Origin of the sequence: Stenotrophomonas sp. STM01 (assembly GCF_014852135.1) — a bacterium.
In the GTDB taxonomy this organism is placed as follows: domain Bacteria; phylum Pseudomonadota; class Gammaproteobacteria; order Xanthomonadales; family Xanthomonadaceae; genus Stenotrophomonas; species Stenotrophomonas capsici.
In genome coordinates, this window is record NZ_JACVBA010000001.1 from 925,805 (window position 1) to 941,575 (window position 15,771).

11 protein-coding genes are annotated in these 15,771 nt (G+C 66.8%); 4 read left to right on the forward strand and 7 right to left on the reverse strand.

The window, feature by feature from the left end; all coding sequences use genetic code 11:
• Positions 1 to 90 precede the first annotated feature (90 nt).
• The gene (locus IB227_RS04240; protein ID WP_192286426.1) at positions 91 to 2,058 is read right to left on the reverse strand and encodes an oligopeptide transporter, OPT family; all 1,968 of its coding nucleotides are present in this window, start codon (positions 2,056 to 2,058) and stop codon (positions 91 to 93) included.
• A gap of 210 nt (positions 2,059 to 2,268) precedes the next feature.
• On the opposite strand from IB227_RS04240, the gene IB227_RS04245 reads away from it, so the two are divergent.
• Complete coding sequence (locus tag IB227_RS04245; protein ID WP_192286427.1) at positions 2,269 to 4,035, forward strand: oligopeptide:H+ symporter; 1,767 nt, start codon at positions 2,269 to 2,271, stop codon at positions 4,033 to 4,035.
• A gap of 209 nt (positions 4,036 to 4,244) precedes the next feature.
• Here the strand turns inward: IB227_RS04245 and IB227_RS04250 are convergent, their stop codons facing one another.
• The 3 genes from IB227_RS04250 to IB227_RS04260 form a co-directional block, all read right to left on the reverse strand.
• The gene (locus IB227_RS04250) at positions 4,245 to 5,543 is read right to left on the reverse strand and encodes a carbohydrate porin (RefSeq protein ID WP_225591584.1); all 1,299 of its coding nucleotides are present in this window, start codon (positions 5,541 to 5,543) and stop codon (positions 4,245 to 4,247) included.
• 1,120 nt (positions 5,544 to 6,663) lie between these two features.
• Complete coding sequence (locus IB227_RS04255; RefSeq protein WP_192286428.1) at positions 6,664 to 7,212, reverse strand: single-stranded DNA-binding protein; 549 nt, start codon at positions 7,210 to 7,212, stop codon at positions 6,664 to 6,666.
• Positions 7,213 to 7,349: 137 nt separating this feature from the next.
• On the reverse strand, positions 7,350 to 7,946 hold the full coding sequence (locus IB227_RS04260) for a DUF2239 family protein (RefSeq protein WP_192286429.1): 597 nt from the start codon (positions 7,944 to 7,946) through the stop codon (positions 7,350 to 7,352).
• Positions 7,947 to 8,025: 79 nt separating this feature from the next.
• Between IB227_RS04260 and IB227_RS04265 the strand changes: the two genes are divergently transcribed.
• Both IB227_RS04265 and IB227_RS04270 read left to right on the forward strand, forming a co-directional pair.
• Entirely contained in the window at positions 8,026 to 8,370 is a 345-nt protein-coding gene (locus tag IB227_RS04265; RefSeq protein WP_192286430.1) for a GIY-YIG nuclease family protein, read from the forward strand.
• A gap of 72 nt (positions 8,371 to 8,442) precedes the next feature.
• Positions 8,443 to 9,480, forward strand: a complete 1,038-nt coding sequence (locus IB227_RS04270; protein ID WP_192286431.1) for a LacI family DNA-binding transcriptional regulator — start codon at positions 8,443 to 8,445, stop codon at positions 9,478 to 9,480.
• Between the two features lie 125 nt (positions 9,481 to 9,605).
• Here the strand turns inward: IB227_RS04270 and IB227_RS04275 are convergent, their stop codons facing one another.
• The 3 genes from IB227_RS04275 to IB227_RS04285 all read right to left on the reverse strand — a co-directional run bounded on the left by IB227_RS04275 (position 9,606) and on the right by IB227_RS04285 (position 13,420).
• Positions 9,606 to 9,986 carry an SseB family protein gene (locus IB227_RS04275; protein WP_192286432.1) on the reverse strand — a complete coding sequence of 127 codons (381 nt, stop codon included), beginning with the start codon at positions 9,984 to 9,986 and terminating at the stop codon, positions 9,606 to 9,608.
• Positions 9,987 to 10,226: 240 nt separating this feature from the next.
• Entirely contained in the window at positions 10,227 to 11,939 is a 1,713-nt protein-coding gene (locus IB227_RS04280; protein ID WP_192286433.1) for an alpha-amylase family glycosyl hydrolase, read from the reverse strand.
• Positions 11,939 to 13,420 (reverse strand): MFS transporter, encoded by a 1,482-nt coding sequence (locus IB227_RS04285; protein ID WP_192286434.1) that lies wholly within the window; start codon positions 13,418 to 13,420, stop codon positions 11,939 to 11,941. The genes IB227_RS04280 and IB227_RS04285 overlap by 1 nt, the downstream gene beginning before the upstream one ends.
• 197 nt (positions 13,421 to 13,617) lie before the next feature.
• On the opposite strand from IB227_RS04285, the gene IB227_RS04290 reads away from it, so the two are divergent.
• Positions 13,618 to 15,684: a glycoside hydrolase family 97 protein gene (locus IB227_RS04290; protein WP_192286435.1), complete on the forward strand. Its 2,067-nt coding sequence runs from the start codon at positions 13,618 to 13,620 to the stop codon at positions 15,682 to 15,684.
• Positions 15,685 to 15,771: the final 87 nt, after the last annotated feature.

Sequence of the window (15,771 nt, forward strand, 5' to 3'; positions counted from 1 at the left end):
AGATCAACCCCCAAGCGCCCCCATCCGCCCTTCGGGCACCTCCCCCCGCAAGCGGGGGAAGGGACAAAGTCACAGCAGGGTTGGTCTGCCTCAGGCCTTCGCCGCCTGCTCACCCTTCTTGCCAACCCGGTACAGCAGCAGGCCGACCAGGAACAGCACCACCAGGCCCGCCCAGGCCGAAGCCGAGGCCCAGGTATCGGCGAAGCTGCCCAGGTTCACCGCCAGCACGTCGCCACGGCCGCTGACCACGATTGGGATGGCGATGGCGATGCCCATCAGCGCCTCACCGGTGATCAGGCCGGCGGCGAACAGCACGCCCGGGCGATGCACACGGTCACGGCCTTCCTCGTCGTCCGGCTTGATCTTGTGGAAGCGTTCGACCAGGTAGGCCAGCAGGCCGCCCAGGAAGATCGGCACCATCAGCTCCAGCGGCAGGTAGATGCCGATGGCGGCGGCCAGCACCGGCACGCGGAAGCGCTTGCCGGTCTTCTTCAGCCACTCGTCGATGGCGATGATCACCGCACCGACGCCGGCGCCCAGCGCGATCATCATCCACGGCAGCTCGCCGCCGAACAGGCCACGCGCCACCGAGGCCATCAGGTTGGCCTGCGGAGCAGCCAGCGAGTTTGGATGTTCGGCAGTCGGGGCGCCGATGCCATAGGCGTGGGCCAGCAGGTTCAGCACCGGGGCCATGATCAGGGCACAGGAGAACGCACCGATGCCCAGCATCAGCTGCTGCTTCCACGGGGTGGCGCCGACCAGGTAGCCGGCCTTGAGGTCCTGCAGGTTGTCACCGCCGACCGCGGCCGCGCAGCACACCACCGCGCCGATCATGATCGCCGCCACCGGGCCCAGCGCCGAGTCACGGCCCATCAGCAGCACCAGCACCGCCGAAGCGAACAGGATGGTGGAGATGGTGATGCCCGAGACCGGGTTGTTGGACGAACCGATCAGGCCGGCCAGGTAGGCCGACACCGACACGAACAGGAAGCCGGCCACGATCATGATCAGGGTCATCGGGATCGAGACATGCCACTGGCCGACGATGGCCTGGTACAGGCCCAGCAGCGGCAGGGTGAAGGCAACCAGCGCGATCAGCATCCACTTCATCGGCAGGTCGCGCTCGGTCTCGGCCACCTGCACCGCACCGGCACTCTTGCGGGCCGCGGCGAAACCGCTCTTGATGCCCTTGACCAGCGACTTGCGCAGCGAGAACAGGGTCCACACGCCGCCGATCAGCATCGCGCCGACGCCGAGGTAACGGATCTTGGCGCCCCAGATGGCGAACGCGGCATCGGCCGAGGAGGCCGTGGCGATCTGCCCCGCCAGGCCCGGGTCGGTGTTCATGAAGAACGCCTGGTACAGCGGGATGGCGATGTGCCAGGACAGGATCGAGCCGGACACCACCACGATGCCGACGTTCAGGCCGACGATGTAGCCCACGCCCAGCAGCGCCGGCGACAGGTTGGTGCCGATGAAGGCGGTGATCTTGGAGCTGCCGACGTAGGCCGACTGCGCCCAGGCGTCCGGGAAGATGCGCAGGCCCGAGGCGGCGGCCAGCTTGACCAGGCCACCGATGGCGGCCGACAGGCCCAGGATCTTCATGCCCGGGCCGGGGTTCTCACCGGCCTTGAGCACTTCGGCCGCGGCCTTGCCCTCCGGGAACGGCAGCGGGTCCTCGACGATCATCGAACGGCGCAGCGGCACCGAGAACAGCACGCCCAGCAGGCCGCCCAGGCCGGCGATACCCAGCACCCACCAGTACTTGAAGTCCGGCCAGTAGCCCATGATGACCAGCGCCGGGATGGTGAAGATCACGCCGGCGGCGATCGACGAGCCGGCCGAGGCGCCGGTCTGGACGATGTTGTTTTCAAGGATGGTGCCGCCACCGAGCAGCCGCAGCACGCCCATCGAGACGACGGCGGCGGGGATGGCGGTGGCGATGGTCAGGCCTGCGAACAGACCCAGGTAGGCATTGGCGGCGGACAGGATCACCGCCAGCACGACGGCGAGCAGCACCGCGCGGAAGGTGAGCTGCCGAGGCGCAGCGTTATTCATGGAAAGCCCTTGGATGGCAAAAAACCGCTGCCACGCTAACGCCCGCTTAACGTCAAGTCCAGACGCAACGCGCCATCCGGTGGCAATGGGCAAAGCCTGTCCCCGGATCCGGCCTGCCCGGCCGCCGCATCCGGCAAGGTCCCGGGACAGGCCGGCAACGGCCGCCAAAGCGCGCCTATACTCGCCGGCTTCCTCCTTCCAGCACCGCCAATGTCCACCCGCCCATCCCTGTCCCGGGCCGGCAGCGACGACTTCCTGGGCCACCCCAAGGGCGTCTATGTCTGCTTCTTCACCGAAATGTGGGAGCGCTTTTCCTTCTATGGCATGAAGGCGCTGCTGTTGCTGTACCTGACCAAGTACCACCTGTTCGGCGACAAGGCCGGCCTGGACCTGCTGGGCGCCTACGGCGGGCTGGTCTACTGCATCCCGGTGTTCGGCGGGCTGCTGGCCGACCGCTGGCTGGGCATGCGCAAGGCGGTGGTGTTCGGCGGCATCCTGCTGGTGCTGGGCCATGCCGGCATGGCCTTCGAGGGCCAGCAGGCCCACCACGTCGGCGGCCAGGTGGTGCGCGACGAGGCCGCGCTGGGGGTGACCTACCTGTCGCTGGCGCTGATCATCATGGGGGTGGGCTTCCTGAAGCCGAACATCTCCACCATCGTCGGCAAGCTGTACCCGGACAACGACCCACGCCGTGATTCGGGCTTCTCGCTGTTCTATGCCGGCATCAACCTGGGGGCACTGTTCGCCTCGCTGGTGTGCGGCTTCCTGGGCGAGGCCTACGGCTGGAAGTACGGTTTCGGTGCGGCCGGCATCGGCATGCTGGTGGGCCTGGCCATGTTCCTGTGGGGCCAGAAGTACCTGCACGGCCACGCCGAACCGCCGCAGCCGGCGACCCTGCGCGAGCGCGTGCTCGGCATCCGTCGCGAGTGGCTGATCTACGTGCTGGCGGTGCTGGCGGTGGTGCCGGTGGCGGCGCTGATGTGGGCCGCGGCCAACGGTGCGTTCGCGCTTGGTGGCGAAATCAGCCTGGCGCTGATGCTGATGATCGTGGTGCTCGGCGGCGTGCTGCTGTGGTTTGCCTGGTTCACCGGCACCCAATGCACGCCGGTGCAACGCCAGCAGATGATCGCGCTGATGGTGCTGATCTTCATGGCGCTGGTGTTCTTCACCCTGTATGAGCAGACCTACGGCTCATGGGTCACCTTCACCGACCGTCTGCTCACCAAGGACCTGGTGCCGGCACTGGTGATCCGCGAAGGCATGCCGCTGCCATGGTCGATCGTGTCGCTGCTGCTGGCGCCGCTGGGCTTCGTGGTGGCTGCACGACTGTCCGACCGCGACCCGGATTCCAATGCGCCACGCATGCTGTTCGCGCTGATCGTCGCCGCGATGCTGGTGATGCTGGTGCGCGACTGCCTGGTGCTGCCACAGACGGCCGGTTCACTAACCTACCTGGGCGCGTTGTTCCTGGTGCTGCTGGCGCCGCTGTTCGCGGCGTTGTGGGCATGGCTGGACAAGCACCGGCTGGACCCCTCCAAGCCGGTGAAGTCCTCGTTCGGGCTGGTGTTCGGCGCGTTGTCGTTCGTGCCGCTGGCGCTGGCCGCGCAGCAGGTGGGCGCAACCGGGCAGATGGCCAGCGTGTGGTGGCTGGTGCTGGCCTACTTCGTGCTGGAAGTTGGCGAGATGTGCCTGTCGCCGGTGGGCCTGTCGGCGGTCACCCAGTTGGCGATGCCACGGGTGATGAGCCTGATGATGGGGACCTGGTTCCTGGCCACGGCGTTCTCCGAGACGCTGGCGGCCTTGTTCGGCAAGCTGGCGGCCATCGACGTGCCCGAAGGCGAGGTGATGAACATCGCCGAGGCTGCCGCGCGCTACGAACATCTGTTCTGGCTGCTGATGTGGATTGGCCTGGGCTGTGCGGTCGTCGCCCTGCTGGCCTCGCCACTGCTCAAGCGGATGATGCACGGCGTACGCTGAGCTACGCAGGAGCGGATTCGACTACGAAGCCGCTGCCACTCCGGGCAAAGCCAACGGCCCCCCTCCCCAACCCTCCCCTTGCCTACGGCAAAGGGAGGGAGCGGTCCGTGGCACCTGACACGGCAGGCGTGGCCTCGGCCGCAAAGCCGATACCGCTTCGGGTAAAGCCACCTGCCTGCGAAGGAAGCACATGGCGCCTGCAACCGTCATCAGAACGACGTCTGCACCTTGATGCCCGCCACGAACGCGCCGTCCACTTCCGTCACACCACCGGGGTGGCGCACGTACTGCAGGTTCGGGCGAATCGTCAGCCACGGCGCGACATGCACGCCGTAATACACCTCGGCGTTGTATTCGGTGTCCTGCAGCGGCTGATACAGCGGATCCAGGTAATCCTCGGCACCGTTCACTGCGTTCAACAACATCTGCCGGCGACGCACCTCTGCATTGACATGGATCCGTGCCACGCCGATGCCCAGGTCATCCTGCGGACGGGCGTCGAAGGGGCCGGCATAGACCAGGCCGACCTGCTGGTAGTTGTCCACCACATTGGTCGCCTTGTCATGCGCGGTGTAGGTGGCGAACACCTTCAGCCCACGCGTGGCATCGCCGCCTCGGGCCGTGAGCTGCTGCTGCACCTCCACCCACGCGCCGTGCTTGCGGCCATGCGACTGGAACGGATTTCCCGTCACCGCCTGGGGCAACCCGTCCACGTCCTTGAAGACGTCTTCGGCCCGCGCGGTGCTGTAGTAGTAGCCCAGCCGGTACTCGCCCGGCAGCGCTGCGGTCCCCAGCCGGGGGTGCCAGACCAGCTCGATGGGGACCAGCGTTCCGGCGCGCCCCTCCGTGCTGAAGGTGAAACCGCGTCGGCGGTCGAGGACCGAGGGATTCTGTTCATAGGCGCCCACCTGCACGAGCCAATCCGGCGCGAAGCTGAAACGGACGCGTGCCGCCCATTGGCTGACCGGCCAGTTGTACCAGATGCTCCCCGCCCAGTTGCCGACCTGCGAGCCGCAGAAGGCCAGGTTCTGGAAGTCGCAGGGAAAGCTGTTGAAGTCCTCGCCCGGGCCAAAGCGCCCGAGCTTCACATCCAGGGCACCATCAACGTAGGCCTGCTGGTACCAGAGCTGGGTAAGCCGCCAGGTCTGCCCTCGCCCCCAGATCTCCTGCACCGAACTGAGCTGTCCGGCACGCGGGTCGGCGATGCGCGTACTGGACAGATTCTTGCCGCTCCGCTCGGTGACGGTCACCTGCAACTGCGCCGCCTTCCAGCCGAATACCTTTTCCAGATCCAGGTGCATGCCCAGCGCGAACTGGTCGCTGTAGCGCCCCACCTGGTCGTCGTTGTAGCCACCGTCAAGGTTGGTCGCCACCTCGCCGACATAGTCGAGGTTGAAGTCGATGCCGCGCGCCTGGAGCCCCGTGCGCTTGCCGCCCCAATCACCCAGCATCCACTTCGAATCAGACGCGAAGGCATCGGCCGCATGCGCCGAGCCGCACAAGGCCATCGAACACAACAAAAACGCGCAGCCCGCTGCAAGCGTTGGCGAACGGAGAGTGGGGACTTTGATCACGTGGCGACCTCCTCGGGTGGTTCTTGCCTCCGCGCATGGCGCGGCCCTCTCCAAGCCCCGCCCTACGGGCATAAGGATGCATGGAGACATGCATTGCTCTGTGAAATACGGCAAGGCAGCGACCCGCGCCGTACCGGCCGCGGCGTTACGCCCGGGGGCGAATCCGCGAAACCCGCGCACCAGGAACCCTTCCGTCCCGGCGGCACGGGTTGGCCGCGCAGCGATGTTAGGTTCGTGCCCATCGCGCACACGCGCGCCCTTCCAGGACGCATCGTTACGCTGGCCAATCCACCACTCGCGACATGCGGCACACACGCGCATGCGCCTCACTTTCCTGCAGAAACACCGTCGCCAAGCCTCGTTGAATCAATGGCATGCGAAACCAGATGCGGACATTCAGTGTCTGCCGGACAGTGGAAATGATCACCGCGCCCTGTTTAGGACATGCAGCGTTTCACCCTGTTCATTGCGCTGACATATCCGCGGCACACAGCACGCACCACCCACGACCTACAAGGCGGGAGGGCAGGAAGAACGATGCAACGCGCATGGAATCCGGGAACACCGACCTACCACCGCTTGGATGGCAGCGATCACCTGCCCGACCCTCGACTCGCCTTGTGCCCCAGAAGCTACGGACAGTGAGCGATGACAGATGTTGGAGCCGCAGGCGGCGATCGACACTGCATCATTCCGTCAATCGATCTGCGCCTACCTATGCCGCTTCAGGCAAGCGGACGAGCACCCTTCAAACCGAGCATGGAGAGAACATCAGCAAGCGGCGTTTGAACACGTGACGATCGATTGCACTTGATGCCCGTCAATCCCGCCGTTACTACCGGGAGGACCAGAACGACTGCCTGCAATGGCAACAGCATGGCAACTGATCAGCGAGAGTGATCAAACGATGTGCTTTTCAGGCATCCATTGCACAGCGGCGTCAGTGAACACATCGCAATGCATTGCGACAAGAACGAAGTCCGAAAGCATCAAGGCCCGCATCGTTGCGGATGCGGGCCTTGATGGAATCATGCTTGCGAGTTACCGCTAAAAATTAGAACGGAATATCGTCGTCGGCAAAATCGTCCATCGGCGGCGCCGACTGCTGGGCCGGTGCCGGGCGCTGCTGCTGGCGCTGGCCGCCGCCGTAACCGCCGCCACCCTGGTCCTGGTTGCCGTAGCCGCCACCGCCCTGCTGCTGGCGCGGGGCCGACTGGCGCTGCGGGCGATCGCCACCGAAGTTGCCACCGCCACCGCCGCCGCCTTCACCACGGCCGCCGAGCATCTGCATCTCGTTGGCGACGATGTCGGTGGAGTACTTCTCCACGCCATCCTGGCCGGTGTACTTGTCGTAGCGCAGCTCGCCTTCGACATAGACCTGCGAACCCTTGCGCAGGTATTCACCGGCGATCTCGCCGAGCTTGCCGAAGAACACCACGCGGTGCCATTCGGTGCGCTCCTGGTTGTTGCCATCGCGGTCCTTGCGGACGCTGGTGGTGGCAAGGCTCACGCGGGTGATGGCCATGCCGGCCTGGGTGTACTTGGTGTCCGGGTCGTTGCCGAGGTTGCCGACCAGGATGACTTTATTGATGCCGCGGGCCATAGGATTGTTTCTTCCGTTGGGAGCCAGGATCCGCGCCGACGGTGTTGCGGCCGGCGCAAAGGGGTCCTGACAAGGGGACTGGGGGATGCGTAACGCGGGATGTTAACACCGCGGCCCGCGTTCACCCGCGCTCGCGATCAATCCTCGGCCTCGGCCGACATGCTGCCGAGGTAATCGCGCAGGTCCTGCGGCCATGGAGCGATGGAGCGGGCAAAACCTGCCTCGTCGCCGGCGAACAGCAGGCGGCTGGCCTCCTCGAAGCCCGGCAGGTCACCGGCCAGGGTGGACATGGCCTTGTAACGGGCCTCCGATGAGGCCAGGAGACCCTGCTCCTGCTCGCGCCGGCGGGCTTCATCCACCAGCCGGCGCAACGCCTGCGAGGCCCCGCCGCGTTGGCTGGCCAGCCATTCCCAATGCCGCGGCAGCAGGGTCACCTCGCGGGCCACCACGCCCAGCCGGGGACGACCGCGTTCACGTGGAGCGGCAGCCTCCTGCGGCGCGGCCGGCGCAGGTGCCAAGCGGGCCTGCAGGCGCTCCAGCACCCGTGCCAACCCGCCACGCAGGCCCAGGTCAACTGTTTCCCCGGAGCCATCGTTGAGCAGCAGCAGCGGCCGACCATCGGCCCCCACGCCACCGCGCGCCACGGCCTCGGCCACCACCTGCTGCAGCGGCCCCCTGGCCAGCAGCTGGTGCCCCTCGAACAAGGCGTGCGGCGCGTTCAGCGGATCGTTCATAGCACCTCTATTTTAATCCGGGTAATATCTGTGACTGAATTACACCCGGGCAATATTGCCACATCTTCGAGAATCCCTCATGGACAAACAAACCCGCCGTCAGCAAAGCGCCGACTACAAGTGGCAGGAAGTACAAAGCGGCATCTACCAGATCCACTGCACCGCCACCGATGCGCGCTGGGCAGGCATCGCCCTGAACCTGTCCGCGATCCGCAACCGGCTGTGGTTCGGCCTACGCCAGGGCAGCCATCCGCACCGGCAACTGCAGCAGGCCTGGGCAGCGCACGGTGCCGACGCATTCCAGTGGGAGCCGATCCTTGCGTTGGAAGAAGACCCGGAGCGGCCGGATTTCGAGCGCGACCGATTGCTGCGCGATGCGCTCGAACAGCACTGCCTGCAGAGCGGCGCAACGCCATTGCGTTAAGCGCCCGCATGGCCGGTGGCGGCAACGCATTTGCATGGCATGATGCCCGGCGGCACCTCCCCTCGGCGCACGATGACCATCAAAGGCAAAGCCACCTCCCTGGATATCGCACACATGGCCGGCGTCTCGCAGCCGACCGTGTCGCGTGCCCTGCGTGGCAGCCCGATGGTGAACGCCGAGACGCGCAAGCGCATCCTGGAGATCGCGCGCCAGCTGAACTACAAGGTCGACAAGAACGCTTCCAGCCTGCGCTGCCAGCAATCCGGCACCCTGGCGCTGCTGTTCTTCGAGGACCCCACCCCGGACGATTCGCTGATCAACCCGTTCTTCCACTCGATGCTGGGTTCGATCACCCGTGCCTGCGCGCTGCATGGGCATGACCTGCTGGTGTCCTTCCAGCAGCTGTCCAGCGACTGGCATGCCGACTTCGAGGACAGCAACAAGGCCGACGGCATCATCCTGCTCGGCTACGGTGATTACCACGAGTCGGTGGAACGGCTGGAGCGGCTGGTCGAACAGGGCACGCACTTCGTCCGCTGGGGCGCGGCGCTGCCGGGCCAGCCCGGGGTATCGGTGGGCAGCGACAACTTCCAGGGCGGGTTCGACATCACCGCCCACCTGCTCGACCAGGGCTGCCGGCGCATTGCCTTCTTGGGCCATGCCGACAGCCATTACCCGGAGTTCGCCGAGCGTTACCGCGGCCATGCCGAAGCCCTGCGCGCGCGCGGGCTGACGCCGGAGGCCGCGCTGCAGCACGATGCCATCACCACCGAGGATTCCGGCCATAACGCCTGCCTGGCCCTGCTGGACCGCGGCGAGCGTTTCGACGCGGTCTGCGCCGCCAGCGACCTGATCGCCATCGGCGCGCTGCGTGCGCTGCGCGAGCGCGGCCTGCGCGTGCCGGACGACGTGGCGGTGACCGGGTTCGACGATATTCCGCTGGCCGGTTCGGTATCGCCGGCGTTGACCACGGTGCAACAGGACACCAAGCAGGCCGGCCAGTTGCTGGTGGAAAAACTGCTGGGGCTGATCGCGCGCGAGCCGGTGGAGGGCATCAACATCCCGGTGAAGCTGGTGGTGCGGGAATCGTCGCGCCGACAAGCCTTGTAGCAGCGGCTTCAGTGGCGATGCCGAGAGCGAAGAAGCCAGTACGCTGGCTGTAGTTGCAGTTTTCCCTTGGGGCTGACGACGTGGTCGGCTTCGCGGCCGAAGCCGCGCCTACCCAGGCACGTTGGTCAACTGAAGTCCTTGAGGATCTCCTGCAGGCCCGCCGGCGAGATCTCGAAACCCAGCGAAGTACCCGGATTGACCACCACGCCATAACCGCCCGGTACGCGGCGCAGTACTTCGAACATCAACATGCGGATGTTGTGCGGCGCCTGCTGGGTGTGGAAACCGACGCGCGACATGTCGGTGAATACCGCCACATGCAGGACGCCCTGCTTGTCGAACAGCAACGGGTCGAAGCCACTGCCGTCCGGCGTGACCAGGCTGCCGGTGAGCAGCACTACCTCCGAGGCGATAAACGCCTGCATGAAGGCCTTGATCGGCAGCTTGCCGTCCATCGCGGTCTGCAGCAGCGTTTCGATGGGGGTCTGCGGGGAAAGCTCGTTCATGGGTACTGCGTGGGGATGCGGGGATGTGGATTGTAGCGGGTGGCTGTTTGCAGCGGCCCTCTCCCCAACCCCTCTCCCGCTTGCGGGAGAGGGGCTTCGGTTATCCGGGGGCTTGGGGGCTGCGAGCGCCCGCTTTTGCCCCCGCCCTTTTCGTCGGCTGGGGAGGGGTTGGCTGTTTGCCGAATCGCTGAATGACGCCCTCCCCCCATCTCCCGCTTGCGGGAGAGGGGCTTTGGTTGGTCAGCGCTTCAGGTGTTGGTTGCGGGCCTGCTGGTCGGCCATTGCGGCATCCAGCTGTGCTTTCAACTCGGCCTGCTCTACCTCGCCCTCCAGCACGAACACCTTGATGCCATGGGCCGGCACGTCGGTCTTCAAGGTGCGCCGCACGGCCAACGTGCCGCCGTCCAACGCGTCGCGCCATTGTCCGGCCTGCAGGTAGCGGCTCACCTCGAACGCCTGCGCCGTGTTCCCCTTGTTGAGCAGCACCAGCGCGGTCTGCGCGGTGTCGCCCTGTTGCAGCACGCGGAAGAACACCGCCTGGTCACCCTGCAGGCGCTCGTTGACCTGCAGGCCGCGCTGCAGCGCTGGGGTGGCCTGGCGCAGCCGCGCGATGCGCTGCAGGGGGCCGAAGATCGGGCTCTGCGGCGCATGGGCAATGCGCTCCTGGCCGAAGTAGGCGCGGTTGCCGGCGTGCTCGGCGCGGCCACGCATGAAGCCGGTCTCCGAGCCGTAGTACAGCACCGGGATGCCGCGTGCGGTGAACAGCCAGTTGTGCGCGTCGATGAACCCGGCATCGGTCGCGTCCAGGCGCGCCATGTCGTGGTTGTCGTAGAAGCTCATCAGCTCGTACGGATTGGCGTACGGCCCACCGGTCAGGTGCAACGGTTCGGACAGGGCCTCGAAGCCCTTCTGCTCCTTGCCGAATACCGCCGACATCGCGCCGCGTAGCGGGAAATCCAGCACGCTGACATTGGCGTTGCCTGGCCAGGTGTGCTCGGCGATCTTGCTGGCGTCGTAGTCGAAGGCTTCGCCGAACATGAACATGCCCGGGTGTTGCGCGCGGATGCGCTGCACGAACGCATGCCACCACGGGTGCGGCAGCCAGCCGATGGTGTCGATGCGCAGCGCGTCCACGCCCTGCCCCGTCCATTGCAGGTAGGCGCCGACCAGGTAGTCCATCACCGCCGGGTTGTGCTCGTTGAAGTCGGACAGCTCGGCCAGGTTGCCATCGAAGATCGAGCCCTTGCTGCCATCGACCGGGCCGATGTTGTTGTAGAACGCATGCAGCCGGTTGTGCGTAGGGTCGAGCTTGTCCGGCGGCAGGTTCTGGTGGTCGGCGATCAACCGGCCATCCTTGTCGAAGATCTGGCCGAACTGCGGCTGGGCGGTCGGCATGGTCCAGGCCGGCGAGCCATGGTTGCCGACGATGTCCAGCACCACCTTCAGCCCGGCACCGTGCAGGCCCTGGGTCAGGCCGGCGAAGTCCAGGCCGGCGCTGGGCAGGTGCTCGTCCAGCTTGTAGAAATTCACGCCCCAGTAGCCGTGGTAACCGGTCTTGCCCCGGTCGGTCAGCGTGCTGGTGCAGCTGATCGGCTTGCTGCCGGTGAAGGCCTGGTCCGGGTTGTCGACGATCGGGGTGATCCACACCGCACCGAAGCCGAGCCCGCGGATGTAGTCGGCATTGTCGAGCAGGCCCTTGAAGTCACCACCGAGGTAGCCGATGTTGCCGTCGATCTTGTCCGGGCACGGCACCGGGATGTCGAAGGTGCGGTGTGCGCCGCCCTGGTCACGGTGGTCGTTGGCGGTGTCGCCGTTGACGAAGCGGTCGGTGACCACGAAGTACACCGCATCGCTGGCGAACGGCTCGGACGTACCCACGTAGTCCGGCCGCGCGGCCAGGACGGGAGCGGCGGCCAGCGCCAACGAGACTGCCACCGACAAACGCATGCGCATCACACCACCTCCGGTTGCGACGGAACCCGCAGCACGCACAGGCCGGCGACGAACAGGCTGCAGCCGCCCAGCACCAGCACATGCATCGGCACGCCGCCCAGCCAGCTGCGCAGGGCAAAGCCCAGCGCACTGGCCGCGACCAGCTGCGGGATCACGATGAAGAAATTGAAGATGCCCATGTACACGCCCATCTTGGTGGACGGCACGCTGTCGGACAGCAGGGCGTACGGCAGCGACAGGATCGAGGCCCATGCAAAGCCGACGCCGACCATCGACAGCAGCAGCCACGCCGGGTCGCTGATGAACATCAGCGAGACCAGGCCCAGCCCTCCCAGCCACAGGTTGACCAGGTGGCTCCAGCGCAGGCCCATCACCCGCACCATCAGCGGGATCACCAGCGCGGCCAGCGCGGCGAAGCCGTTGTAGGCACCGAACAGCACGCCCACCCAGTTGGCCCCTTCGTTGTAGGCCGCCGATTGCGGGTCGGTGGAGCCGAAATGGGTACCGGCGACCGCGGCGGTGGTGTAGATCCACATCGCGAACAGGGCGAACCACGAGAAGAACTGCACCCATGCCAGCCGACGCATGGTGGTGGGCATGGTGCGCAGGTCGCCGACGATGGTCGCCAGCATGTGCGTGCCCGGCAGCATCCGGGCCACGCCCAGCAGCAGGCCGTAGGCCGCGCACAGACCGGCCAGCACGTACAACATGCGGTCGCCCTGCCGCCAGGCGATCAATGCCGCCAGCAACACGCCCAGCCCCAGCCAGCCGAGGATGTGGCTCGCGCGTGGCGGGCCGATCACCGGCGCGGCCGCATGCAGCGGCGAGGGTTCGGCATCGTCGAAACCGGCCAGTTCGGCCGGCGAGTACTCACGGGTGCTGACCACCGTCCAGATGATCGCGGCCAGCAGCACGGCGGCACCGAAGTAGAACGCATAGCGCACGGTGTCCGGCACCTGCCCCGGCGCGGCGGTGTTGGCCACGCCGAAGTGGGCCAGCAGGTACGGCAGGAAGCTGGCGACGATGGCACCCACGCCGATGAAGAAACTCTGCATCGCGTAGCCGCTGGGACGCTGCCGCGGCGAAAGCTGGTCACCGACGAAGGCGCGGAACGGTTCCATCGACACGTTGATCGAGGCATCCAGCACCCACAGCGTGCCGGCCGCGATCCACAGCGTCGGTGAATTGGGCATCACCAGCAGGGCCAGCGTGGTCAGCACCGCGCCGATCATGAAGAACGGGCGGCGGCGTCCCCAGCGCGTCCAGGTGCGGTCAGACAGGTAGCCGATCACCGGCTGTACCAGCAAGCCGGTCAGCGGCGCGGCGATCCAGAGCCCCGGCACTGCCTCCATCGAGGCCCCCAGGGTCTCGAAGATGCGGCTGGCATTGGCGTTCTGCAGTGCAAAGCCGAACTGGATGCCCAGGAAGCCGAAGCACATGTTCCAGATCTGCCAGAACGACAATTGCGGTTTGCTTTTCATCAAGCGGTTCCCCCCTCCGGGAATCACGGATGCGATGTACGGGCGCCGTTGCGCCGGGCCATGGTAGAGGCGTGGTGGCGGATGCGCACCGCCGGTGCATACGTATTCAGTGCCCCTGCCGGCCATGACGCCCTGCACCAACTGGAATAGTGGTGGCACCTGCTTCCCGTTCCTGCACCCCGGAGTTGATACCCGACATGGCACCGCCACGCCCGTCCTCCCGCCTGTTCCGCCTGAAACTCGCCTTCACCCTGCTGCTGGCCGGCCTGCCCGCCGCACACGCGGCCGAACTGGCCCGCGTCAGCTCGCCCGGCGACGTACTGACCGTCACCCTCGAATCGCAGCATGAAGGGCGCCTGGCCTACCGGGTGGAGCGCAACGGCGAGGCGGTGATCGCGTCCTCGCGGCTGGGCTTCCTGCTCGACAGCGGCCGGCTGGAGCGCAACCTGGCACTGACCGGGCAAGCGCGCCGCAGCGTCGACGAAACCTGGGAGCAACCCTGGGGCGAACGCCGCCTCACCCGCAACCACTACAACGAACTGCGCGCCAGCTTCACCGAGAAGGCCCCCTCGGGCGTCGCGCACGGGCGCCGCTTCGACGTGGTGTTCCGCGTCTACGACGATGGTGTGGGCTTCCGCTACGAGTTCCCGCAGCAACCGGCGATGCAGCAGGCACGGATCAACGCCGAGCTGACCGAATTCGCCCCGGCGCGACCGGCCACGGCCTGGTGGATCCCCGCCTTCGAGTGGAACCGCGAGGAGTACCTGTACCACCGCACCCCGCTCAACCAGATCGGTACCGCGCAGACCCCGCTCACCCTGCGCAGCGACAACGGCCTGCACCTGTCCATCCACGAAGCGGCGCTGGTCGACTACGCCGGCATGAACCTGGCCCGTGGCGATGGCGACGTGCTGCGCGCTGCGCTGACCCCGTCCAGCAACGGCGCGCCGGTGGTCCGCGCACTGCCGTTCAACACCCCGTGGCGCACGCTCCAGGTCGGCGAGAAGGCTGGTGACCTGGTCGAATCCAGCCTGATCCTCAACCTCAACGAACCCAATGCCATCGGCGACGTGAGCTGGTTCACGCCGGCCAAGTACGTCGGTGTCTGGTGGTCGCTGCACCTGGAAACCGAAACCTGGGCGACCGGCCCGAAGCACGGCGCCACCACCGCCAACACCCGTCGTTACATCGATTTCGCCGCCGCCAATGGCTTCCGTGGCGTGCTGGTCGAAGGCTGGAACCCGGGCTGGGACGGGGACTGGTTCGCCAACGGTTGGGGCTTCGACTTCACCCGCCCCACCGCCGACTTCGACCTGCCGGGCCTGGCGCGCTACGGCGCGGACAAGGGCGTGCACCTGATCGGCCACCACGAAACCGCCTGCGCGGTCAGCCACTACGAGCGCCAACTGCCGGCCGCGCTGGACCTGTATGCGCGCAATGGCGTGGACGTGGTCAAGACCGGTTACGTCTGCGACGCCGGCGACATCCAGCGCCAGGACACGGCCGGTGGCCCGGTGGTGCGCGAGTGGCACGAAGGCCAGTGGATGAGCAACCACAACCTGCGCGTGCTCAAGCAGGCCGCCGACAGGCACATCGCGATCAACTCGCACGAGCCGATCAAGGACACCGGCCTGCGCCGTACCTGGCCCAACTGGGTCTCGCGCGAGGGCGCGCGCGGCATGGAATTCAATGCCTGGGGCAACCCGCCGAACCCGCCCGGCCACGAGGCCACGCTGGTGTTCACCCGCATGCTCGGCGGGCCGATGGACTACACCCCCGGCATCGTCAGCCTGAAGGGCCGCAACGGCCTGCCGCTGCGCAGCACCCTGGCCAAGCAGCTGGCGCTGTACGTGGTGCTGTACAGCCCGATCCAGATGGTGGCCGACCTGCCCGAGCATTACGCCCAACACCCGGACGCCTTCCAGTTCATCAAGGACGTGGCGGTCGACTGGGAACAGAGCCATGTGCTCAACGGCGAGGTGGGCCAGTACGTGACGCTGGCGCGCAAGGCACGCGGCTCGGAGGAGTGGTTCATCGGCAGCGTCGGTGACGAGCAGCCGCGTTCCCTGCAGGCCTCGCTGTCGTTCCTGGACCCCAAGCGCCGCTACCGCGCCGAGATCTACCGCGACGGCGACGGTGCCAACTGGGAGACCCGGCCATTTGCCTTCGTCCGCGAGACCCGCGAAGTGCGCAGCAGTGACAGCCTGGCCCTGCCGCTGGGTGCCGGCGGTGGCGCGGCGGTGCGGCTGGTGCCGCTGGACTGACCCGCGCGCCCTGCAGGAACGCCCCCGGCCGCGTGGCTGGCCAGACCGATCTGCAAGGACGGAGCACAACTTCAGATGCCCGGTGGC